Annotated in this window: 17 protein-coding genes and 1 pseudogene; 8 read left to right on the top strand and 10 right to left on the bottom strand. The window is 62.0% G+C overall.

Going from position 1 to position 22,405, the window contains the following annotated elements:
- Positions 1-281: 281 nt before the first annotated feature.
- From BN1129_RS19515 to BN1129_RS19485, 7 genes are all read right to left on the bottom strand, one after another.
- Entirely contained in the window at positions 282-1,478 is a 1,197-nt protein-coding gene (locus BN1129_RS19515; RefSeq protein ID WP_042038786.1) for a NupC/NupG family nucleoside CNT transporter, read from the bottom strand.
- A gap of 182 nt (positions 1,479-1,660) precedes the next feature.
- Positions 1,661-2,596, bottom strand: coding sequence for a LysR family transcriptional regulator (locus BN1129_RS19510; protein WP_042038929.1), 936 nt, complete (start codon positions 2,594-2,596; stop codon positions 1,661-1,663).
- An 82-nt stretch (positions 2,597-2,678) separates the two neighbouring features.
- On the bottom strand, positions 2,679-3,212 hold the full coding sequence (locus BN1129_RS19505; RefSeq protein ID WP_042038784.1) for a glutathione peroxidase: 534 nt from the start codon (positions 3,210-3,212) through the stop codon (positions 2,679-2,681).
- A 67-nt stretch (positions 3,213-3,279) separates the two neighbouring features.
- Positions 3,280-3,843 (bottom strand): NnrU family protein, encoded by a 564-nt coding sequence (locus BN1129_RS19500; protein WP_042038783.1) that lies wholly within the window; start codon positions 3,841-3,843, stop codon positions 3,280-3,282.
- Between the two features lie 212 nt (positions 3,844-4,055).
- Positions 4,056-5,189: a glycerate kinase gene (locus BN1129_RS19495; protein ID WP_042038781.1), complete on the bottom strand. Its 1,134-nt coding sequence runs from the start codon at positions 5,187-5,189 to the stop codon at positions 4,056-4,058.
- Positions 5,190-5,198: 9 nt separating this feature from the next.
- Positions 5,199-6,461, bottom strand: coding sequence for a GntP family permease (locus BN1129_RS19490; RefSeq protein WP_042038780.1), 1,263 nt, complete (start codon positions 6,459-6,461; stop codon positions 5,199-5,201).
- Between the two features lie 119 nt (positions 6,462-6,580).
- A complete protein-coding gene (locus BN1129_RS19485) occupies positions 6,581-7,696 on the bottom strand; it encodes a sugar diacid recognition domain-containing protein (protein WP_042038778.1) in 1,116 nt (371 codons plus the stop codon).
- A 208-nt stretch (positions 7,697-7,904) separates the two neighbouring features.
- Between BN1129_RS19485 and BN1129_RS19480 the strand changes: the two genes are divergently transcribed.
- The 5 genes from BN1129_RS19480 to BN1129_RS19460 all read left to right on the top strand — a co-directional run bounded on the left by BN1129_RS19480 (position 7,905) and on the right by BN1129_RS19460 (position 12,072).
- Positions 7,905-8,279, top strand: a complete 375-nt coding sequence (locus BN1129_RS19480) for a YacL family protein (protein WP_042038777.1) — start codon at positions 7,905-7,907, stop codon at positions 8,277-8,279.
- Between the two features lie 50 nt (positions 8,280-8,329).
- Positions 8,330-8,629: a hypothetical protein gene (locus BN1129_RS19475; RefSeq protein WP_042038776.1), complete on the top strand. Its 300-nt coding sequence runs from the start codon at positions 8,330-8,332 to the stop codon at positions 8,627-8,629.
- Between the two features lie 208 nt (positions 8,630-8,837).
- The gene (locus tag BN1129_RS19470; protein WP_042038775.1) at positions 8,838-9,668 is read left to right on the top strand and encodes a CPBP family intramembrane glutamic endopeptidase; all 831 of its coding nucleotides are present in this window, start codon (positions 8,838-8,840) and stop codon (positions 9,666-9,668) included.
- 302 nt (positions 9,669-9,970) lie between these two features.
- On the top strand, positions 9,971-11,287 hold the full coding sequence (locus BN1129_RS19465; RefSeq protein WP_042038774.1) for a sphingomyelin phosphodiesterase: 1,317 nt from the start codon (positions 9,971-9,973) through the stop codon (positions 11,285-11,287).
- The gene (locus tag BN1129_RS19460) at positions 11,284-12,072 is read left to right on the top strand and encodes a hypothetical protein (protein WP_042038773.1); all 789 of its coding nucleotides are present in this window, start codon (positions 11,284-11,286) and stop codon (positions 12,070-12,072) included. Before BN1129_RS19465 ends, BN1129_RS19460 begins: the two co-directional genes overlap by 4 nt.
- Positions 12,073-12,152: 80 nt before the next feature.
- Here BN1129_RS19460 and BN1129_RS19455 read toward each other — a convergent pair whose 3' ends face one another.
- Positions 12,153-13,373: a DEAD/DEAH box helicase gene (locus tag BN1129_RS19455; RefSeq protein ID WP_042038772.1), complete on the bottom strand. Its 1,221-nt coding sequence runs from the start codon at positions 13,371-13,373 to the stop codon at positions 12,153-12,155.
- Between the two features lie 152 nt (positions 13,374-13,525).
- Here BN1129_RS19455 and BN1129_RS19450 point away from each other — a divergent pair, with 152 nt between their 5' ends.
- A complete protein-coding gene (locus tag BN1129_RS19450; RefSeq protein ID WP_042038771.1) occupies positions 13,526-14,350 on the top strand; it encodes a substrate-binding periplasmic protein in 825 nt (274 codons plus the stop codon).
- 282 nt (positions 14,351-14,632) lie between these two features.
- Complete coding sequence (locus tag BN1129_RS19445; RefSeq protein WP_042038770.1) at positions 14,633-15,454, top strand: type 2 periplasmic-binding domain-containing protein; 822 nt, start codon at positions 14,633-14,635, stop codon at positions 15,452-15,454.
- Between the two features lie 69 nt (positions 15,455-15,523).
- Here the strand turns inward: BN1129_RS19445 and tpx are convergent, their stop codons facing one another.
- Positions 15,524-16,024 carry a thiol peroxidase gene (gene tpx / locus BN1129_RS19440; RefSeq protein ID WP_042038768.1) on the bottom strand — a complete coding sequence of 167 codons (501 nt, stop codon included), beginning with the start codon at positions 16,022-16,024 and terminating at the stop codon, positions 15,524-15,526.
- A 239-nt stretch (positions 16,025-16,263) separates the two neighbouring features.
- On the opposite strand from tpx, the gene BN1129_RS19435 reads away from it, so the two are divergent.
- The gene (locus BN1129_RS19435) at positions 16,264-18,690 is read left to right on the top strand and encodes a zinc/cadmium/mercury/lead-transporting ATPase (protein ID WP_042038767.1); all 2,427 of its coding nucleotides are present in this window, start codon (positions 16,264-16,266) and stop codon (positions 18,688-18,690) included.
- Between the two features lie 223 nt (positions 18,691-18,913).
- On the opposite strand, the pseudogene pulA reads toward BN1129_RS19435, so the two are convergent.
- Positions 18,914-22,216, bottom strand: a pseudogene (pulA, locus tag BN1129_RS19430) (pullulanase-type alpha-1,6-glucosidase); the annotation flags it as partial.
- Between the last annotated feature and the right edge of the window lie 189 nt (positions 22,217-22,405).

The following is a 22,405-nucleotide window of genomic DNA, read 5'->3' as shown; positions in this document are numbered from 1 at the left end:
GTAAAACACTGGTTGCTGGCACTGGATTGGTCCCGTTTCGCGTTTAGTAAAATGAACGCAGCATGAAGAATCGCCTCAGAAGGGCTTCAGACAGGGTCAGGCATCATGGCTTCACACTTGGATGGCATGGCTCATCCCTCATTCAAGTGGCACCCATGTGACGCTTCCAATCTGTTTTTTCCCCGCGCCTCCTCTGAGGCGCTTTTTTTTTGCCCGAACGCGGCCAACAAAAAAGCCCGCCGAAGCGGGCTCTGACCGTAAGGTGCTAGCGTCGAGGTTAATCAGAGGGCGAGGAACAGCCCCGCCAGCGAGGCACTCATCAGGTTTGCCAGCACACCTGCCAATATGGCGCGCATGCCATAACGGGCGATGAAGGATTTGCGCTCCGGCACCATGGCGCCCAGACCACCGATCAGGATCGCCATGGAGGAGATGTTGGCGAAACCGCACAGGGCGAAGGTGACGATGGCCCTGCTCGATTCGTTCAGAGTCTGATCCTGCACCAGGGCGATGAAAGCGACGAATTCGTTGATGACTATCTTGGTCCCGATCAGGGCACCGGCCGCCTGGGCCTGATCCCAGGGCACGCCGATCAGCCAGGAGACGGGGGCAAACAGCCAGCCCAGGATGATCTGGAAACTCAGATCCAGCCCCACCAGACCGCCAGCCCAACCCAGCAGGCCGTTGAGCATAGCGATCACGCCAACGAAGGCCAACAGGGTCGCACCGACCGCGACCGCGATATTGAGGCCAGCCATGGCGCCATCGGCCGCCGCTTCAATGACATTGGTCGCACGCGGGATCTCCACGTCCTGATGGTGATCCACCTCGCCGATTCCGGGCGGTACCAGGATCTTGGCCATGGCCAGACCGGCGGGCGCCGACATGAAGGCCGCCGCGATCAGGTATTTCAGCTCGACCCCGATACTGGCGTAGCCCACCAGGGTGCCGCCAGCCACGGAGGCGAGACCGCAGCTCATCACGGCGAAGAACTGGGAGTCAGACATCTTGGAGAGGTAGGGTTTAACCACCAACGGCGCTTCCACCATGCCGACGAAGATGTTAGCGGTGGCGGAGAGGCTCTCGGCGCGGCCAGTGCCCAGTAGCTTCTGAAGACCGCCGCCCAGCAGGGCGATGACCCGCGGCATCAAGCCTATGTGATAGAGGATGGCGATCACCGCCGAGAAGAAGATGATGACCGGCAACACGTTGAACGCAAAGATGAAGCCCAGCTTGAACTTGGCCAGGTCCCCGAACAGGAAGGCGATCCCCTCCTGGCCGTAACCTATCACGCTGCTGACGCTCTCGCTGACCCCGTTCAGCACGTGCTGACCGGCAGGCAGCCAGAGCACCAGACCGGCGAAGAGGACTTGCAGGCAGAGGGCAAGGCCGACTGTTCGCAGCGGGATACGACGACGATTTTCAGAACAGATCACGGCCAGCGCCAAGATACTCAGTATGCCGAGCAGGGCTATCATAGGGACTCCATCAGGTGGGGCAAAAGATGGGCGCGGATTCTGCGCTCCACGCTCCGTCACTGCAAGCCCGCTTGGTTACAGCCCTGTTAGCAAAAACGTTTGCACGATACCGGTTGCGCCAACCCGCTGATTTGGTTCAATTTTGGTATCACACGAAAGCCAGCGTTCTTATATAAAAACGATCATTCCTCTATGCCAGACAATTTGCCGCCGAGCCAGGGGGCGAGTCGCTGCTCCCAATAGGGATTGGGACCGAAGCTCTCCTTGAGGAAATCGATGAACAGCCGGATTTTGGGATCCAGATGTTCGCGCCTGGCGTAGACGGCGTGCACCGCCATCTTCTGGTTCGGCCGCCACTGGGGTAGCAGGGGGATCAACTGACCGGACTGCAACTCCTGGTCCAGCAAGTAATTGGCGACATAGGCGATACCGAGTCCGGCCAGGGCGGCATCCCGCACCGCCTCCGCCAAATCCACCCGGTAGTTGCCGGCCACCTGCACCGTCTGGCGTTCCTTGCCCTGGCGAAACGACCACTCGTGGTAGCGCCGCTCCCGACTCTGGTAGGTGATGCAGTTGTGCTGGGCCAGCTCCTTGGGGTGCAGCGGGGTGCCGTGGCTCAACAGATAGTCCGGCGAGGCCACCAGCACGAAGTGGATATCCGCCAGCCGCTGCCCCACCAGCGCTTCGGGCTTGTCTTCATAGGTGGTGATCCAAAGATCCAGCCCCTCATCCACCAGGTTGGTTCTGTGATCGAACAGGGAGACTTCCAGCTCCAGCTCGGGGTAGCGATCCTGAAACGCCTTGAGGCGCGGGATCACGTGCAACCGGCCAAAGGACTGACCGACTCCCAGATGCAGGACGCCACTCACCTTGCCACGGCGCTCTGCCACCATGGAGTCAGCCTCCAGCGCCACCGCCACCAACGCGCGGCAGTGACGGGCATACTCCTGACCGAGTTCGGTCAGGGAGAAGCGGCGAGTGGTGCGCTGCACCAGCTGGGCACCGAGTTCGGTCTCAAGCTGGGCCAGCTGCTTGCTGATGTGGGATTTGGAGACGCCGAGCCGCCGCGCGGCCGCCGAGATGCCCTGTTCACGGACCAGGGCATCGAAGATCACCATTTGGGGCAGACGTTGCAACACGGGATTACCAGATAGGAAAGCGGGCCTCCATTATTCCAGAGCCGCCCGCAGCGGGGTAGACCTAAAGCCCGAGTGCCCGTTTGACCTCTTTTTGCAGGGGATCGTCGGCCGGATTCTGGTTCGCACCATAGCTCGCGATCAGCTTGCCATCACGCCCTATCAGGTACTTGTGAAAGTTCCAGCCCGGCGCCTCGCCCGCGGCCGCGGCCAGCCCCTTGTAGAGCGGGCTGGCATCGTCACCGCGCACAGACAACCGGTTGAACATGGGGAAGGTCACCCCGTAGTCACGGCGGCAAACAGCGGCGGTTTTGTCCTCATCCCCCGACTCCTGCCAGAAGTCGTTTGACGGAAAACCCAGCACTATCAGTCCTTTATCCTTGTAGGTCTGGTAAAGCGTCTCCAGATCCCCAAACTGGCCGCGATAGCCGCAATAAGACGCTGTGTTGACCACCAGCACCACCTTGCCTTCGGTCAGCTGACACAGGTTGTGGCGCTGGGTGTTGTTGAGCTCCCGCATCTCCACATTGAAGTAGTCGGGACAGGCAGCAGACACAGCCCCAACACCAAGTAGTAATAACAAAGTGAACCATTTCATCGGGCAACTCCTTTTGAACAGATGAGCGTCATACGCACAGGTGGCGCAGCCGGTTCATCCCCATCATTTAGCGCAAGGGTATGCCGGTCAGCCAGCCATGACCCCAGAAGATCAAGACAGCCGTGACCGCGAGTCCAGCTCCCACACTGATACCAGTACCCACCCAGTTCGCTGCGGGACGGGGATAGCGCTGCCAGTCCCGCACCGAAATCCAGATGATGCTGATAAGCGCCCACAGACCGATACCGCCGAACAGCACCAGAGAGCGGGCCTCGCTGTTGACCGTCAGATGGGCGCCGGCCCAGAGCAGGGTACCGAGCAGTTGGGGATGCACCAGCCAACGGCGCAGGTGATTGGGCCCCTGGCCGGAGAAGAACAGGATCAGCGCGACTGGCATGGCGCCCATCATCAGGGTCGGGCCCCAGGTGGGCAGCAAGTAGAGCGGCATGGGGCTGGACGAACGCCAGCCAGCAAGAATAAAGCCAATGGCGACAAATAGCAGCAGCGAGAAGAGCCCCTTGTAACGGTTCTCCCCCAGCCGGTCGCACAGGCGGTCCCTGTGGGAAGCGGCGAAGCAGGGGTAGAGGTGGATAAGGGTAAACAGCAGTACCCCCAGGGTCAGCAAGATCATGGGTGGCTCCTTGTACTATGGGAGATCACTATGCCGCAAAGTGCGCAACCGGAACACAGAAACCGCAGAAAAGTGGCGGGGATACAGCAGGATAATGAAAAAAGCCGATCGACAGATCGGCAAGGTGTGTCGGGCAGACCGGCAGCAGATGCTGGTCATTACCGCTACACGGGGCAGGGTTTGGCCGGTGCCAGGCACCGGCCAGAACAGGATTAGCGTCGCATCATATAGAGCGCGGCCACGTTGCGGGCCGTAAGCTGCAGGTTGGTGGTGGCGGTGGCCAGCGCTTCCGGCAGCGACATGGCGCGGTTGACCACGGCGAACACGGCGTCCAGTCCGTGCTCATGCACGACACCGTAATCGTCGGTGAGACAGCCCGAAATACCTATCACCGGCTTGCCAAACTGCTTGGCACAGCGTGCGACACCGATTGGCGTCTTGCCATAAATAGTCTGACTATCGATGCGCCCTTCGCCGGTGATGACGAGATCCGCATCAGCCACCGCCTCGGCCAGTTTCAGCGCCGCTATGACGATCTGGATACCTGGCTTGAGCTCGGCACCGAGCAGGCCCACCAGGGCCGCGCCCATGCCGCCAGCGGCGCCCGTCCCCGGAATATCCTTCACCTGTTTGCCGAGCGCCTGTTCGATGCAGTCGGCATAGCGGGAAAGGTTGGCATCGAGCTGCGCCACCATGTCGGGGTTGGCCCCCTTCTGCGGACCAAACACGGCGGAGGCGCCTTTCGGGCCGCACAGTGGATTGTCCACATCGCAAGCCACCTCTATGGTGATCCTGCTCAGACGGGAGTCCAGGCCACTCAGGTCGATGGTCGCCAGCTCGGCCAAACCAGCACCACCCAGCGCAATAGAAGTGCCATCCGCTTTCAGCAACTTGCCACCGAGCGCCTGGATCATGCCGGCACCGCCGTCATTGGTGGCACTGCCGCCGATACCGAGAATCAGGTGCTTCACCCCCATCTCCAGCGCAGCCAGGATCAGCTCGCCAGTGCCGAAGCTGGAGGTGAGCAGCGGATTGCGCAGTTCCGGCGCGACCAGATGCAGCCCTGAAGCGGCGGCCATCTCGATGACGGCGCGCTCGCCATCCCCCAGCAGGCCGACGAAGCCCTGCACCTTGTTACCGAGCGGCGCGGTCACCTCGACCGGCAGGATACGACCACCGGTGGCATCCACCAGGGATTGCACTGTCCCCTCGCCGCCATCGGCCATGGGCAACTTGATGTAGGTGGCATCTGGCAACACCTGCTTGAAACCCGCCTCGATGGCATCAGCCACCGCCATGGCGCTCAGGCTCTCCTTGAATGAATCCGGTGCGATAACAATTTTCATATCAGTTCCTTAGGCGAGGCCAAACACGCCAAACATCAGGGTGGAGACAGCTGCGATGGTCAGACCGACGGCAGTTTCGTAGGGGATGAGCTTCAGGCGCTCCCCCACGCCCATGTGGACGCTGCCACCCGTGGCATGGAAGAAGGAGCCGTGGGGCATGTGGTCAAACACGGTGGAACCCGCATGGATCATGGCGGCCCCCGCCAGACTGCTGATGCCGAGCTCAATCAGGGTGGCGCTGAACACGTTGGAGGCCACCACTGTCCCGGCCGTGGTCGAAGCGGTCGCCAGCGACATCAAAGCGCCCGAGATGGGGGCCAGCAGGTAGGAGGGCAGACCGGAGGCGGTCAGGCCGCTGATCAGCACATCCTTCAGGCCCGAGTTGGCAATGATGCCCGCCAGGGTACCGGTTCCCAGCAGCATGATGGCTACCGGCGCCATGCGGGAAAGGCCCGAGACCGCAAATTGATTCACCTTGCTGAACTTGCCCATCATCAGGGCGCCAACCAGGCCGCCGAGGGGCAGGGCGATCAGCGGATCCACCACGATACCGGCCAACGGGCGCAGGGCCAGCAGCAGGATGGCGACCAGCGGTGCACTGATGGCCGCAGCAAAGCCGGGCAGCTTGGTGCCGGCAAAGCTCACCACCTCATCGGCAGCGACCTTGCTGCCTTTATTGTTGAGGCGCTTGGCAAGCCAGTAAGCCATCGCCAGACCGAGCAGGCCCGGGATGATGCCCGCCGCCATGACGGACGTGAGAGGCAGATGGAAGGCGTCGGCGGCTGCAATGGCGTTCGGGTTGGGGGACATCACGTTGCCCGCCTTGCCACCACCGACCATGGCCAGCAAGATAGCCGCCTTGGAGAGGTCGGCACGGCGAGCAATCGCCAGCGCAATGGGGGCAACCGTGATAACCGCCACATCCACGAACACACCGACCGCAGTCAGGATCAGGGTCGCGAGGGCCAGTGCCAGCAGGGCGCGGGTCTCGCCCAGCTTCTTGACGATGGTCTCGGCTATGGTGGTAGCCGCGCCCGATTCGATCAGCACGCCCGCCAGCACACCGGCCGCCAGGATCCGCATCACGGCCGTGGTGATCCCCTGGGCGCCACCTATCATCAGGGCGACGGTCTGGGTCAGATCGGCACCGCCGATCAGGCCACCGGCCAGGGCGCCGACTATCATGCCGTAAGCGGGCGGAACCTTCTTCAAAATGAGGAAGATGGCGATGGAGAGCGCGGCGAGAGCGCCGAGCGCGGATACAGGGATCATGACGGGCACCTTGAGTGGGAGTGAATGGTGGCCATTATGGTGATCCGGGATCGGAATGCTTTGGTTTAAAAGCCAAATAATATCTCTTTAAAAAGATTATTTTTGTGCATTACAACAAATCAGTTATCGAGATTGAGCCCGAGGTAGAGCAAAAACTTGTCATCTAACTTGTTGAAATTCAAACCGGTTATTTGCTCAATCCGGGTCAGCCGGTAGCGCAGGGTATTGGGGTGGATGAACAGCGCTTCGGCACAGGGATGCAGATCACAATCCAGCAAGAAATATTGGCGCAGTGTTTTTTGCAGCGCTCCCTTTGTGTCCTCCTGCGCCAGCTTGAGCAGGGGCGCGCGCAGCTGATCCGCCTGCCAGGAGTCCGCCAGACTGCCGAGCAGCACAGGCAGCCGGTAATCCTCGAAGAAGTAGACCTGCTTGCGCGGCGCCTGCCGCATGCCCCGGCGCAACGTGTCCCGCGCCGTCTGATAGGAGCGTGCCAACCCGTCTATGCCGCCGAAGTAATCACCCACCCCGATGCGCACCTTGAAGTGGGGAATGCGGGCCAGCAACTGCTTGATGCGACTGCGCTCCTGCTCAGATTGCCAGACGCCGTCGCTCAGTTGGGCCGGTTTGAGCACCACTATCTCGTCCAGACCATTGATGGCCACCAGGTTGTCCCGCTCCGGATTTTCCAGCAGATGCACCAGCTCCCGCAGGCGGGCGGGATCTGCCTCCTCCAGCGCCAGCACGGCCACCACCCGAGGCTGGGCCAGATCCAGCTCGAGGAAACGGGCCGCCTGTTGCAGCTGATCGACTCGCCCCTCGCCGCGGATGAGCTGCAGCACCAGCTCCTCCTTGTGGCGCTTGTCCCACTGCAACTGCTCGGTGAGCGCCGCCTGCTCCAGAATGAGCTCGGCCGTCATACGCACCAGCTCGGCGTAAGCACGAACGATGTCCGGATCACCCGAGATGCCGATGACCCCGAGCAGCTCCCCCTGATAGGCAATGGGCAGGTTAATGCCGGGACGCACCCCTTTGAGTTGCCGGGCGGTCGCCTCGCTGATCTCCACTACCCGGTTCTCGGTCAGTGCCAGCACGGCCCCCTCGTGGCGCTGATGAAGGCGCTCGGGATTGCCGGAGGCGATGATCAAACCGTGTTCATCCATCACGTTGACCGAGAACGACAGTATCTTCATCGCCCTGCTCACTATCTGACGGGCCAGGGTATCGTTTAGCTGCATAACATCTCCGGACAACAAGCTGGCATGACGCCTGGGGGCCCACAATCGCACAGGCCGACGCGCAAAGATCCCACATCATCAAGACAAGCGCAGGGGGGATCGCTAGAATAGGCCACTTTACGCTATATGTGCCCCACCATGGATCATGGATCTGGCGTTATGCCGCTGTGTGGCGTGGTGGCTTCATCTTTCCGATATGGGCTCCACTATGGACTATGAATTTCGCCGCGACCCGTTCGGTGGCTATCGCGCCCGGTTCTCCATGGGCCATGAGGCCATTGGTCAGTGGTTGATCGATGAAGTTGGCAAGGATGAGGAGAAGCTCGACGAACTCTTCTCCATCATCGACCAGCTGTCGAATCGCACCCGCACAGAATACCTGCTGCACGGCGGTGACTATTCACTGCTGCTCACCCATGAGGAGGCCGAAGTGAAGGCCAACGTCCTCAATATCGAGCTGGATGAGGATCTCGACGATCTCGCCTACTACGATGATGAGCAGCTGGCCATGTGCGGACTGGAAGACTTTGCCCAGGTGCTCGGCTCCTGGCGCGCCTTTATCCGCAACGAGGATATGGGCTGAATACCCACATTTCGGGCGAGCATGCCCCTTGCAACCCAACAGGATTGACTATGTCTATTTATGATTTTGACGGCGAACAACCAGAACAGCCGGAAGACGAACAGGACCAGACCAAACACGCCGTGCCTGCCAAGAAGAAAGGCAAGCAGGTGATGAACACTCAGGTCAACCTGAGCCCGCGCGATGCCAGCCGTCTGAACGGCCTGCATGTCGAAGCCATCACCACCCTGGACGACGTCAGCCTGCCGAAGAACGTCATCTTCAAGGCTGGCCTCATCGCCCTGGGCGAGCTGGAAGCCACCAAGCGTGCCGATATCATAGCCCGCGTCATCGCCGAATCCGGTCGATAAATCCCGTGTGATTGCCGGTGCGGGTCGCTAACACGCCTCCGAACTGGCAATGCAGTATCAGAAAAGCCGGAGCCCAAGCTCCGGCTTTTTCATGGCTGTGCCCCGCAGCTGACCCGCCCAGACAGGGATTTGAACCTGCCTATTGAGCCTTGTGTCATGATGTGACGGCTTGTTAAGGTGCGGGACTTTTATCGGCCTTGGAGACTCAATGTTACCTCTACCTGATTCGCTCATCTGGGGAGCCCTGACGCTGGCCGTCTTGCTCTGTCTGGCCCGGCAACGCCTGCCCGGCCTGATCCTGCTGGGGGTCGCCCTGCTGGCCGCCTGCTACCTCGACCACCTCAGCCTGTTCGCCCTGCTGATCACGCTGGCGGGCCTGTTGCTGGCCTGGCGTACTCCCAGCCTGCCCCAGCCATGGCGTGGCGCCGCCTTGACCCTGATACTGCTGTGGGCCATAGCGCTGATGCTGCACCTCATCCCCGGCTTCAGCAATCTGAAAGTGCTGGACCAGGTGCTGGCTGGCCCCGCCAGCGTGCCCTTCAACATGTACCTCAATCTGGACAAGCCGCTGGTCTTCTTCGGCCTGCTGCTGGCCTGGCCTGCCTTGCTCGGCCAGGGCGGTGCGATCCGCTGGCGAGCACTGGCCTTGCTGCTGTTGCCGCTGGCCGCGCTGCTGGTCACCGCCTGGCAACTCGGGGCACTCAAGCCCGAAGTGGGCCTGCCCCACTGGTGGTGGCTGTTTGCTCTCAACAACCTGCTGTTCACCTGCGTGGCGGAAGAGGCCCTGTTTCGCGGCTTTATCCAGCAAGGGGTGGCCACCCGTAGCCGGCTCTGGCTCGGCATCCTGGTGGCCAGCCTGCTATTCGGTGCCGCCCACCTGGCCGGAGGCCCGCTGCTGATGCTGTTTGCCGCCCTGGCAGGCGCCTGCTACGGCCTGGCGTTCCAGTTCAGTGGCCGTCTGAGCATCGCCATCGCGATCCACTTCCTGTTCAACTTCGCCCATCTGGCCCTCTTTACCTACCCGCTGGCCAGTCGCTGATCCCTGGCGCCCCGCCCGGGGCGCCCTTGTTTCCCTCTTCTTCCCCCCCAGCCAGCGGTCTGTCCGCTCGATATAGACTTTCTGTTTACACTTGTTTGCCAGGATCCCGTGTCAATTCATTGAACCAAGCCAAGAGATAACCGAGCCTGCACGGCCCTCCGCCCAAGCGCCTTCCCCTCAATGCCATCTCCTCTCCCCATATGGGGCCTTTCATTTATTTGTAACGAAAATGTAAATGAAATGACATCTGTACCCGCCATAACAGTCACTTTCCATCGTGCCTCAACCAAAAGGACTTCATGATGCACAAGCCCCTCAGTTATGCCGCCCTGCTGCTGGCCAGCCAGTTTCCGTTGCAGGCGCTGGCCGATACCGATGTCTACCTCACCAACAACAGCCCTGAACCGCTCCAGATCGACATCCGCCAAAGCGGAACTGGCCAGCTTCAGGCAGGCAGCCAGTGGATCCAGCACAGGACAGCGCTGGGCCCCTGGGAGAGCGCCATGGTGCTCAGCTTCAATCGCTACGAGGGGGTAAAAGCGGGCAAAAGCTATCTGTTCGAAACCCGTGTCACCACGGCCGGGGGCGACACCTATCGCCTCAACCAGCTGATGGAGGGCACCTGGTGGAACACCACACTGCAGCACGGTGGCGACACCCCGACCGCCAGCTCGGGCTGGCAGAGCGATCGCGCACTGCATCGCACCCAGGGCCCTCAGGAGCTGGCCTTCGCCGCCAAGTTCACCGGCCGTTACGACGACCTGCACTACATGCTGACGCCGCCACAACCGCAGGAGCAGCCAGAACCCTCAGAGAGCACACTCAAGGTAGCCAGCTACAACGTCTGGGCACTGCCTGTCATCGCTTCCAGCATAGGTAAGCGGCTGGCCCTGCTGCCCGACCATCTCAAGGGCTATGACGCCCTGCTGCTGCAGGAGGTGTTCGACAGCCGCCGCGAGGGCTTTCTGCAGGCGCTGGCGAAAGAGTATCCCTATCAGACCAAGGTGCTCGACAAGCCGGGTGTCAACATTCACGACGGCGGCGTGGTGATCGTCAGTCGCTACCCCATAGTACGCGAGGCCCAGCTGGTCTATCCCCAGTGCACCGGCACCGACTGCTTCGCCGACAAGGGGGTCATGTACGCCGAGGTGATCAAGGGAGGCAAGGCCTGGCATCTGTTCGCCACCCACACCGCCAGCTTCGACACCGACGAGGCGAGACGGCTGCGCCAGATCCAGTTCGGCCAGATTCGCACCCTGGCCGCCAGCCTCAAGATCCCGACCAGCGACACCGTCATCTATGGCGGTGACTTCAACGTCAACAAGCGCAAGTTCGCCGACGACTACGCCAGCATGCTGGCCAACCTTGACGCCCATGAACCCGGCTATGGCGGTTATACAGAAGCCACCTTCGATCCCAGGATCAACCCCTACGCAGGCGGGCTCCTCTCCGGTGGCCCCAATGTCGAGTACCTGGACTATCTGCTGGTGAGCCGGGAGTACGGCACCGCCAGTGATAACATCAACACCGTCTGGATCCCCCGCAGCAGCGATGGCAGCCTCTGGCCCGCCAGCAACCTCTCCGATCACTTCCCGGTCAAGGGAGAGATCCGTCGATGAAGCGCCGCTACGGGATCCTGGCCCTGGCGGCCCTCTCGCTCTTGCTGCTCAACCTCGGCTGGCAGAATGAGCCAGAGTCGGCCCCGGCCAGCACCGAGGTTTATCAGCGTGGGAGCAGTCAGCAGCAGACACCCACCACCCAGATAACAGCCCTTGTGACCGGGCTCACCCCGACGGCCAGCGGGGGCCAGTCCACCAAACAGCCCCCCAGCTGGCGAGAGATGCCTGCGGAGCTGAGCCAGCGGCTCGCCAGCGAGATAAGCGACACCGACCAGCCACTGAGCGAGCGGCTGGTCAATCTGATCGCGCTGGAATCCCAGTGGATGAGTGAGGGGGAGAGCCTGACCCGGCTGCAGGGGCGCTATGCCGAGTCGCTGGCGCAGCTGGCCAGCGAGGGTGAACAGCTGACCCTGGCGGAGCGGCTGGCGGCCCTGACCCGACTGCAGGATGAGTGGGCGGCGGATCACCCGGATCTGGCGGAGGATCTGTTCAACCCGGATGCCCGCCTCTTGCAGGCACGCCAGTTGTGGGGGGATGAAGAGCTGGAGACACTGGCTCGCCACTTCCTGCCTGCCGATCGGGCCGAGGCCAGCGTGGCGTTTGCCGGTGCACGCCAGCAGCAGCTGGATCAGCGCGCTCACTACCAGCAACAGTTGGCCGAGCTGGAACAGCAACTGGCGGCCAGTCAGGGAAACATGGATCCCGAGCGCTGGCAGCAGCACAGGGAGGAGGTGCTCGGCCAGTTTAGGCGCGACTTCTTCGCCCGGGCACAGGGCAAGCCCTGAGCATGAAACCGCCCGGGGAGCCTGATATTGACAAGAAAACAGGGCCCTTTGCTTTTACCTGCCCATCGGGCAAGCCCCCTTTAGGCCTTGCCTTTGAACTGCTTGACGCTGCGCTTGTTGGCGGTACGACGATTGGCCTGCTTGTCACGCGGGGGACGCTTGCCCTCCCCGCTGGCGGGCAAGTCAGTCACCGGGAAACCGGCCAGTTCCCCCAGCGGTAGCGCACGACCGGTGAGGGTGCGGATCGCCGCAAGGGTATCGCTCTCGCCGTGGCAGACCAGCGAAATGGCCAGCCCCTCGCGCCCGGCGCGGGCGGTGCGGCCAATACGGTGCACATAGACGGGGGCGCTGGCCGGCAAGTCCAGATTGATCACCACCGGCAGCGCCTCCACATGTATGCCCCGCGCCATCAGATCGGTGGCCACCAGCACCCGCACCTTGCCAGCCTTGAAATCGTCAAGCGCCTGATCCCGCACCGCCTGCTCCTTCTCGCCATGGAGGGCGGCAACCGCAATGCCCGCCCTGGCCAGCTTTTTGGCCACGCCGTCGGCATCATCCCGTGCGCTGATGAAGACCAGCACCTGCGGCCAGTCCTGCTCCTTGAGCAAGCTGATCAGCGCCGGCACCTTGCTGCTCTTGTTGACCAGATAGAGCCGCTCCTCGATCTCGTTCACCAGGCTATTGAGGGGGTTGGCCTCGATGCGGGTCGGCTCTGTCAGCAGGCCATTGGCAAGGGCATCCAGCTCGGCAGGCAGGGTGGCGGAGAAGAGCAGGGTCTGACGCTGTGAGGGCATCTCATTCATCAGCCACTGGATGTCGGGCCAGAAGCCCATCTCCAGCAGGCGATCCGCCTCATCCAGCACCAGCTGTTGCAGGCCATCCAGTCCCAACACTTGCTGGGTGAGCAGATCCCGCAGTCGCCCCGGCGTCGCCACCAGCAGTTGCGGCCCCAGCGCCAGTTCGGCCTGTTGTCGCTCCTGTGCGACGCCCCCACACAGCGTCACGATGCGCAGCCCCAGCGCCTCGGCGAGCCCTTGCAAGGCGGCGCTCACCTGGGTGGCCAACTCGCGGGTCGGCACCAGTACGAGTCCCTGCACCAGACTGGAGGCGGGATCCAGCCGTTGCAGCAGCGGCAGCCCGAACGCCAGTGTCTTGCCGCTGCCAGTCTGGGCCAGCGCCAGCAGATCCCGCCCCGCCAATACCACGGGTATTGCAAGCTGCTGGACGCGGGTCGGCGTCTGCAGGGTGGCAGGCAGGGCCGCCAGCAGGGCGGGATTGAGGTCGAGTTCGCTAAAGGTCATGGGGCTACGCTGATATCGGCTAAATAAAGAAGTGGGAGGCGAAGTCTAGTGAGCGGGGGAAGAGAAGTAAAACCCTATCCATAGTGACCAGACCAAGGTGAGGGCAGCGGCTGACTACACTTGACCTGACCCATCGTAAAGGGAGACCGGCCATGAACCTCACCAGACATATTCCCAGCCTGCCGCTTCTGGTGGCACTGCTCGGCAGCGCAACCCTCGGCCTCTCACAGAGCATGGCGAGCGACCTCGCAACCAATCAGGCCAAACCGGTGCGCATCCTCAACGCCCACCTCGGCGAGCTGCCGGGGCTGATCAATGCCGACAAGACGGGCCCCTTCGTCGATTTGGTGCGCGCCATCGATGATCTCCACCCCGATGTGACCATCCGGATCACCATCTATCCCATTGCCCGCGCCATGGCTGGCGTGATCAACCACAAGGCCGACCTGGGCCTGCCTGCCATCCGCAATCTCAAGGATGTCGATATGCTGCCCTACCGATTCAGCACCCGCAGCTTTGGCAAGGTGGCCCATGTGATTTACAGCAACACAGCCAATCCGGTCACCACCGATATGGCCTATGGCATTGTCCCCACCGAACGGGATCTGCTGATCGAAGCTGTACCGGACTATATGCCCTTCTCGGTACAACGCTCGATGAGCATAGAGCAGTCGCTGCGCAAGCTGTCTCGCGGCCGCATCGACGCCTTTGTCTGGGCGCAGGAAGAGGCTGATCTCATGTTGAAAAACCTGAAGCTGACCAATATTCACCGCGAATTCTTTGGCGATTTCGAAGATGTTTTCATCATCCAGAAAGGGGCCTCGGGGGATGAGACTGACGAATTTATGAGTCGATCCATCGATCAGCTGGCCGCCTCCGGCAAACTGGCCGAGATCTACAACAAGATCCACCGGCCCTATGTGGAGTGGCAACCCGTGTCTCCAGCCACCACCAAGCCGCCCTCCTCTTCCCCCTGATACCGCCTGTTTGCCCACACAAAAAATCCCGCCGGAGCGGGATTTTTTGTGGCTTGCCACCTTACCACACCCCCAGCGCCGCAGCGGCGGGACCGGGCGAACGGCAGATCGGTGGAGATGCAGAGCAAGGGGCGGGATTGAGGTCGAGTTCGCTAAAGGCCATGGGGGGATGCAGATATCGGCTCAATAACGCAGTGGGAGGCAAAGCCGAGTGCGTGGTGACCAGAGCAAGGTTGGGGCAGCGGCTGACTACACTTGACCCATCACAAAGGGAGATAGGCCATGATAAGACATATGCCCAACCTGCTGCTCCTGGTGGCACTGCTCGGCAGCGCAACCCTCGGCCTCTCACAGAGCATGGCGAGCGACCTCGCAACCAATCCAGCCAAACCGGTGCGCATCCTCAACGCCCACCTCGGTGAGCTGCCGGGGCTGATCAATGCCGACAAGACGGGCCCCTTCGTCGATTTGGTGCGCGCCATCGATGATCTCCACCCCGATGTGACCATCCAGATCACCATCTACCCCATTGCACGCGCCATGGCGGGCGTGATCAATGGCAAGGCCGATTTCAGCCTGCCCGCCATTCGCAATCTGCACGATGCAGACATGCTGCCCTATCGCTTCAGCACCCGCAGCTTTGGCAAGGTAGCCCATGTCATCTACAGCAACACAGCGAATCCGGTCACTACCGACATGGCCTATGGCATCGAAGCGACGCAACGGGATTTGTTAATCGAGGCCGTACCAGGTGAGCTCCCCTTTCAAGTGCAACGTTCCATGAGTATCGAGCAATCCCTTCGCAAGCTCTCCCGTGGCCGTATCGATGCCTTTATCTGGGCACAGGAAGAGGCAGACCTGATGCTGCGCCAGCTGGGGCTGACCAATATCCAGCGAGAGTTTTTTGGCGACTTTGAAGATGTGTTTATTATTCAGAAGGGGGCAGCCGGCAATGAGATGGATGCGTTTTTGGCACAGGCCATAGAAAAGTTGGCCGAATCAGGCAAGCTGGAGGCGATATACAGCAAGATCCACAGCCCCTACGAACACTGGCAGCCACATCCGGAGCCATTACCCGCAGCCAAGCCTGTAAAGACCCCCTGATAACTGAATTTCACCGATAAAAAATCCCGCCGCGGGCATGCCGTGGCGGGATTTTTTGCGCTCGGGAGCTTACAGGGCAGCCAGGGCGGCAGCGTAGTTCGGCTCGTCGGCCACCTCAGCCACCAGCTCGCTGTGCAGCACCTTGTCATCTGCATCCAGCACGACGATAGCACGAGCAGTCAGGCCCACCAGCGGACCGGAGGAGAAGGCTACGCCGTAGTCCTGCAGGAAGGCCGCACCACGCAGGGTGGAGAGGGTCACCACCTTGTCCAGACCTTCGGCGCCGCAGAAGCGGGACTGGGCGAACGGCAGATCGGCGGAGATGCAAAGCACGACCGTGTTCTCCAGCGCGCTGGCCTGCTCGTTGAATTTGCGCACGGACGTGGCGCAAGTCGGGGTATCGACGCTCGGGAAGATGTTCAGGATCTTGCGCTGGCCGGTGAAGTTAGCAAGGGTCACGTCAGACAGATCCTTGGCAACCAGGGAGAAGGGCTTGGCCTGCTCACCGGCAACGGGGAAGTGGCCGGCGACGGAGACGGGGTTGCCTTGCAGGGTAACGGAATGGCTCATGTTATGTCCTTGATTATCGAGGGAGGATAGGGCCCCCCAGTATAGGCGCGCCGAGACGGGACAAACACCCGCCAACCACAAGGATATAAGCGCGCTTTACCCTGACCCGGACAAATCACCCCTGCTGGCTCAGACAGCAAGAGCAAAGAGGCTTGACCTTGGACTTAACACCAAGGTTTACACTCGATTCAGTCATCGAAGATCTCGCACCGGCGGGATCCATCCAAGAGGAACTCATCATGAGCAAATCCTGCTGTAGCCATCAAGCCGCCGCCCCCATCAGGGCCGTCAGCAAGTCTGCCACCCGCCAGAACGAGCATCAGCACGACAGCCACTGCTGTGACAGTGCCACGCCGGTCAGCCTTTGTGCCAGCAAGGCTCCCCATGATCATCAGGATCAGGGGGTCAGTGAATCACCGGGGGATGAAGAGCCCCCCAGAGCAGGCTGTCACAGCCAGGGCAGCTGCTGCAGCCCGCAGCTGCCTCATGACCATGACCATGACCATCATGAGCAAACCACCGACACCGCCGAGCCACTCATTGCGCCAGAGCAGGAGAGTCGCCGCCACCGCTGGCAGGTGCTGGGAATGGATTGCCCCAGCTGTGCCCGCAAGATCGAGACCGCTGTCAGCCGCGTTGCTGGTGTGCAGCAGGTTCGCGTGCTGTTTGCCACCGAGAAACTGGTGGTGGATCTGGCCCCCGGCCTCTCCCCTGATCCCGTCACCGCCGCCGTGCTGGCCGCCGGTTTCCGGCTCAAGGGGGAAAACAGGGGCAAACAGCAAGCCACCAGCAAGGGCGGCCCGCTGCTGACCCTGCTCGGCAACTTTTTCGGCAAATACTGGCAGCCCCTGTCGCTGGCCGGCCTGATGGGGGTGGCGGCCCTGCTGCCAAAAGAGTTCGGCCAGCCGCTGTTTACCCTGGCCACCCTCTGGGGCCTGTGGCCCATCTCCCGCAAGGCCTGGGCGCTGACCAAGAGCGGCTCCCCCTTCGCCATCGAGACCCTGATGACGGTAGCGGCGCTGGGCGCCCTCTTCCTCGGCGAAACCGCCGAGGCAGCCATGGTGCTGCTGCTCTTCATGCTGGGGGAACATCTGGAGGCCTACGCCGCCAGCCGTGCCCGCGCTGGCGTCACGGCCCTGATGGCGCTGGTGCCCGACAAGGCAATGCGTATCCGCACCAGGGTTGACGGTGACATCCGGGAAGAGGTGGCGGCCGACGTGCTGCGTCCCGGCGACATCATAGAAATCGCCCCGGGTGCCCGCTTGGCCGCAGATGCCCGTTTGCTCGACGCCCTCGGGACGTTTGATGAAAGCGCACTGACCGGTGAATCCATTCCGGTGGAACGTCATCAGGGCGACAAGGTGCCCGCCGGCAGTGTGGCGGCGGATCGGGTGCTGCGTCTCGAGGTGGTGTCCGAACCCGGCAATAACGCCATCGACCGCATACTGCATCTGATCGAGGAGGCCGAGACCCAGCGTGCGCCCATAGAGCGTTTCATCGACCGCTTCAGCCGCTGGTATACCCCGGCCATGATGCTGGTCGCCCTGCTGGTGGTGATAGTGCCGCCACTGGCCTTCGGCCAGAGTTGGGATGAGTGGATCTATCGCGGGCTGACGCTGCTGCTCATCGGCTGCCCCTGCGCCCTGGTGATCTCCACCCCGGCAGCGGTCACCTCCGCCCTGGCAGCGGCCACCCGGCAGGGTGCCCTGATCAAGGGCGGCGCCGCGCTGGAGCGACTGGCCCATATCGAGACAGTCGCGTTTGACAAGACAGGCACCCTGACGCTGGGCAAGCCGCAACTGACCGAGCTCGTTAGCCTCAATGGCCGACCGGAGGCCGAACTGCTGGCGCTGGCGGCCGCCATCGAGCAGGGCTCCCACCACCCGCTGGCCCGGGCCGTGGTAGCCAACGCCAAGGAGCAGGGATTGAGCCTGCCCACGGCTCAGGATCTGCGCGCCCTGCCGGGCATGGGGGTTGAGGGGCGCATCGACGGCACCCTCTGGCAACTGCTGGCGCCGAACCGGGTTGCCTCGCTGGACAATGCCCTCAACACACAGATAGCCACCCTGGAGCAGCAGGGCAAGACGGTGGTCGTGCTCGGCCAGCCGGGCTCAGCGCCGGCGGCCCTGCTGGCACTGCGAGATCAGATCCGGCCCGACGCAGCAGCGGCGTTGGCGGAGCTCAAGGGGCTGGGACTGCGCAGCATCATGCTGACCGGCGACAACCCCCGCGCCGCCGAGGCAATTGCCAACGAACTCGGCATGGGCTGGCGTGCCAGCCTGCTGCCGGAGGATAAGGTCGAGGAGATAGCCAAGCTGGCCACCAGCCAGAAGGTCGCCATGATAGGGGATGGCATCAACGACGCCCCCGCCATGAAGCGTGCCAACATTGGCATCGCCATGGGCGGCGGCACAGACGTAGCGCTGGAAACGGCCGATGCCGCCCTGACCCACAACCAGCTCGGTGGCATCGCCGCCATGATCCGCCTGTCGCGGGCGGCACTGACCAACATCCACCAGAACATAGCACTGGCGCTGGGGCTCAAGGCCATCTTCCTGGTCACCAGCCTGCTCGGCCTCACCGGCCTGTGGATTGCCGTACTCGCGGATACTGGCGCCACCGCGCTGGTGACGGCCAACGCCCTGCGCCTGCTACGCAAGCGCTGATCCAGCCCGCAAGCGAAGTACCCATATACAAAGCCGTCCCCCGCCAGGGACGGCTTTTCCCTTTCCCCTCCTTCTGACACCAGCAAAGAAAAAGCGCGGCTGCCGGTTGGCAGTCGCGCTTTGCTTACTCTCTCGGCGTTATCCCACCCTTGGCAAGGTGGAATTCAACCCGGGGATGCCGAGCCAACCCCGGACTCGATGGGTGTACTTATTTGGTCGCAGCGTTACCGAACGACGGCACAGTGCTCAGATCTATCTTCTTGCTCACCGGCAGACCCGCGCCCTGGGCACCGGCCTGCGGCTTGACGAACACTGCCGCCGACCAGGCCCCCAGCGTCAGGGTGCCACCATTGGCGGCAGCGTCACGGGCTATGCTCTCGCCGACGTGATGGGCCGGGCTCAGCTGCAGAGTGCTCAGGTCGATGGGCTGATCCTTGCCGTCACGGAAGTCGCCAATGCTCTGGGGCTGGTTGGTGGCGTTGATCATCACCACCAGACCCTCGATGGCAGGATCCAGATCCGCACCTGAGGTCACGCCGTCATCCACCGTCATCACGATGAGGCCCGGCACCTGATCCGGCCCGGTATTGCGAAAATCGACCCGCTTGATCACCTCGGCGCCACTGCCCAGACGCAGCAGACGGGAGGATTGACGCAGCTCGGCCAGCTCCTGGTAGAAGCCCACCATGGTCGCCATGTCGGCCCCGCTCGGCTTGACATGCTTGCCGAGCACCTGCTCGATCAGCGGATAGTTGTCGCCATCCTTATCCTTGCGCGGCAACCCCTTGTCGAAGTTGTTGTCGGCCAGGGTGTAGTCGACCCTGTTATACCAGTCACCGGAGTCGAAGCTATCCCGCTCCATGGACTTGGAACGCAACAGCTCGACACCGGCGTGGGTAAACGGAATACCCTGTCCCAACATGGCGGTGGCGAGCGACACCCCCTGCATCCGCACCAGATCGGCTCCTTCCGGCGCCTTGTAGATCAGGTTGTCGAACAGGGTCTGGTTGTCGTGCTTGTCGACATAGTTCTGGATCTCGGTCGGATCCTGGGCATAACCCGCGCGCTGACCGTCGTAGTCGATGTCTGAGCCCTTCTTCGGTATGCCATCCTTGTCGGTCAGCACGAAATCCTTGAGGTTACCGGCCATGCCGAGGCGAACCAGGTCAGATTGGTGCAATGCGGTGGCCAGATCGACGCCGTCCATCTCGTTGGCATCCACCAGGGCGCCGTTGCCAAAACCCTGGGTCTTGCGAATGGTGTCGCCACCGTCAAACGGACTGCCGCCGCGTACCGCATCTCGCAGCCGGTCGGAGAAGGAGCCGATGCCGGTGCCGCCCAGATGCTTCTGGGTCGCCTGCACGAAACGCTTGTCATCGGCAACCTCGCCGAAGTTCCAGCCCTCGCCGTAGAAGTACATCTCGGGATTGACCTGCTTCACCACGGCCAGCGCCTGCACCATCTGATCTTTCGGGTGGTGGCCCATCAGGTCGAAGCGGAAGGCATCGATCTTGTAGTCACGGGCCCAGGTCACCAACGAGTCATCCATCAGCTTGGCGAACATGGCGTGTTCCGGCGCCGTGTTGGAGCAGCAGGTGGAGTTCTCGACCGAGCCGGTCTCCGGATTGAGGCGCTGATAGTACCAGGGCACTATCTTGTCGAGCACCGACTTGGGACCCAGGCCAGCGTCGTGGGTGTGGTTGTAGACCACGTCCATCACCACGTTCATGCCGATGTTCTGTTTGATGGCCTTGACCATCTCGCGGAACTCCAGAATGCGCTGGCTACCTTCGGCATTGGTGGCGTAGGAGCCTTCCGGCGTGGTGTAGTGGTAAGGGTCATAACCCCAGTTGAAGGAGTCTACCCCGCGCAGATAGCCATAAAGCTCCTGCACCTGCGGGTTCTCCTTGCTGTCGGCCCCCTGCAGATCGGTCAGCACAGCCGCTATGGTCTGGCCGCCGCCGCAGTAGCCGCCAAACTTGGAACCCAGCACCTCCGGGTTGATCTGACACAACTTGCTGAAATCATCGCCAAGGTTGGCCACCTTGGCCGGATCCTCGTTGACGGTGGCAAGGTCGAACACAGGCAGCAAATGCAGGTGGCTGACGCCGCTCTTGGCCAGCGCCTGCAAGTGCTTGACCGGCGCACTGTCGCTGTCGGTCAGGCCGAGGAACTTGCCGCGGTGCGCAGGCAAGGTGGAGTCGTCATTGCCGGTCAGATCGCGGACATGGGCCTCATAGATGGTGATGTCGGCAGGGTTCTGCTGACTGTGGGGCGCTTTGAGGCTGTCCCACCCTTCCGGCTTGAGGGCCGGATCGTCGAGATCCACCACCTGACTGAACTCGGAGTTCATCGCCAGGCTCAGGGAGTAGGGGTCTGTCACCTGATAGGACTCCAGCTTGCGGCTGACCGGGTGATAGACCTGGATGTCGTAGCGGTAGAACTTGCCGACAAGCTCGCTACCCCCCTGCACGCTCCAGCTGCCGCTGGCCTCGTCCCGAGTCATGGTGCGCACGCCCAGCGCCCTATGCTGAGCATCGAACAGCGCCAGCTTGACCGACTTGGCGGTCGGCGCCCACAGCCGGAAGGTGACGTTACCCCCCTCGACGATGGCGCCATAGGCCAGTTTGGCGGCGGCGTCGGCATAGAGGGCATCGAGGGCACCGGCGCTCTGCACCAGGGTCGCCCCCTGCAAGATGCCGTCAGTATCTGTGCCGATGGCCACCAACTCGCCCTTGAGCAGAGGCTTGAGATCTGCAGCCAAAGGCAGGGCGAAGGCGGTGGCATCCTTGAGGTGCGGATACTTGGCCTGCTGCTCGGCAGTGAGACTGGTAGCCGTTAGAGTGATGTAGGGGAAGTCGAATACCCCTTCCCCATTGGCCTTGATGGTGCCCGACGCTGTGTAATAGAGGCGCACATGAGGCTTGTCCTTGCCCCCTTGCCAGATCAGGGTGTTGCCATCAATCAGATGGGCGCTGGCCCCCGCCACGCCAAAGGCGGCGTTAAAGGCGTCGGCACGACTGCCGAAGACTTCGCTCTTGCCCGCGACGATGGCCACGGTGCGATCCGGATGATCGCTGAAGATCACCTTCATGTTGGCACCGGTCAGGTTGGCCAGGTCACCGTTGCGGGCAATAAAGTTGATACAGCCTTCCAGCTTGGCCAGCGGTACCACCCAGCTGGGACCGAAGCCGTCGGCCGCCGCCGGGGTATTGACCTTGTCATCCCAGCCCGCGTTGATACCGCTCCCGGCGGTGGCGTTGCAGGCGTCGTTGTTCCACAGGTGGAGACTGTAATTGGCAAAGGGACCATCCACCCCGCGCGCGGCGCTGGTCTGGGTATCCACCAGGGCAATGACCGCCTGATCGGGCCCGGCCACCAATTGCTCGGCAGGAGGTTGTACATTGGGCAGACGGGCAACGGGGCCGTCAGGGGTAGAGGGGGAGGAGCTGTTGTCATTGCAGCCGGACAAAAGCGCGAGCAGTGAGGCTATTACCAGCGCCACTTTGGTCTTTTTCATATCCATTTTTTTATAATTCCCGCTGTAGTTAATCTCGATAGTCGAGTACCCGGTCATTGCCGAGCGGTGCCATATTAATCAGCGGGAATCGTTTGAAATGTGAGCGGCAGGGCAAAAAACCAACCCTTTTCAACAAGATAACGTTTTCATAACGAAAGTTGGATCGGGCTCACAGACCCGGCCTCACTTTAGGCC

It is taken from the genome of Aeromonas popoffii, from assembly GCF_000820025.1.
GTDB lineage: Bacteria > Pseudomonadota > Gammaproteobacteria > Enterobacterales > Aeromonadaceae > Aeromonas > Aeromonas popoffii.
Note: the sequence above shows the minus strand (reverse complement) of the source record. Positions and strands in the feature narration are given on the sequence as shown.

What these genes read in the sequence shown, in the direction of transcription:
- BN1129_RS19515 (WP_042038786.1), bottom strand. Translation starts at nt 1,478, where the DNA reads ATGATAGCCCTGCTCGGCATACTGAGTATCTTGGCGCTGGCCGTGATC.
- BN1129_RS19510 (WP_042038929.1), bottom strand. Translation starts at nt 2,596, where the DNA reads ATGGTGATCTTCGATGCCCTGGTCCGTGAACAGGGCATCTCGGCGGCC.
- BN1129_RS19505 (WP_042038784.1), bottom strand. Translation starts at nt 3,212, where the DNA reads ATGAAATGGTTCACTTTGTTATTACTACTTGGTGTTGGGGCTGTGTCT.
- BN1129_RS19500 (WP_042038783.1), bottom strand. Translation starts at nt 3,843, where the DNA reads ATGATCTTGCTGACCCTGGGGGTACTGCTGTTTACCCTTATCCACCTC.
- BN1129_RS19495 (WP_042038781.1), bottom strand. Translation starts at nt 5,189, where the DNA reads ATGAAAATTGTTATCGCACCGGATTCATTCAAGGAGAGCCTGAGCGCC.
- BN1129_RS19490 (WP_042038780.1), bottom strand. Translation starts at nt 6,461, where the DNA reads ATGATCCCTGTATCCGCGCTCGGCGCTCTCGCCGCGCTCTCCATCGCC.
- BN1129_RS19485 (WP_042038778.1), bottom strand. Translation starts at nt 7,696, where the DNA reads ATGCAGCTAAACGATACCCTGGCCCGTCAGATAGTGAGCAGGGCGATG.
- BN1129_RS19480 (WP_042038777.1), top strand. Translation starts at nt 7,905, where the DNA reads ATGGACTATGAATTTCGCCGCGACCCGTTCGGTGGCTATCGCGCCCGG.
- BN1129_RS19475 (WP_042038776.1), top strand. Translation starts at nt 8,330, where the DNA reads ATGTCTATTTATGATTTTGACGGCGAACAACCAGAACAGCCGGAAGAC.
- BN1129_RS19470 (WP_042038775.1), top strand. Translation starts at nt 8,838, where the DNA reads ATGTTACCTCTACCTGATTCGCTCATCTGGGGAGCCCTGACGCTGGCC.
- BN1129_RS19465 (WP_042038774.1), top strand. Translation starts at nt 9,971, where the DNA reads ATGCACAAGCCCCTCAGTTATGCCGCCCTGCTGCTGGCCAGCCAGTTT.
- BN1129_RS19460 (WP_042038773.1), top strand. Translation starts at nt 11,284, where the DNA reads ATGAAGCGCCGCTACGGGATCCTGGCCCTGGCGGCCCTCTCGCTCTTG.
- BN1129_RS19455 (WP_042038772.1), bottom strand. Translation starts at nt 13,373, where the DNA reads ATGACCTTTAGCGAACTCGACCTCAATCCCGCCCTGCTGGCGGCCCTG.
- BN1129_RS19450 (WP_042038771.1), top strand. Translation starts at nt 13,526, where the DNA reads ATGAACCTCACCAGACATATTCCCAGCCTGCCGCTTCTGGTGGCACTG.
- BN1129_RS19445 (WP_042038770.1), top strand. Translation starts at nt 14,633, where the DNA reads ATGATAAGACATATGCCCAACCTGCTGCTCCTGGTGGCACTGCTCGGC.
- tpx (WP_042038768.1), bottom strand. Translation starts at nt 16,024, where the DNA reads ATGAGCCATTCCGTTACCCTGCAAGGCAACCCCGTCTCCGTCGCCGGC.
- BN1129_RS19435 (WP_042038767.1), top strand. Translation starts at nt 16,264, where the DNA reads ATGAGCAAATCCTGCTGTAGCCATCAAGCCGCCGCCCCCATCAGGGCC.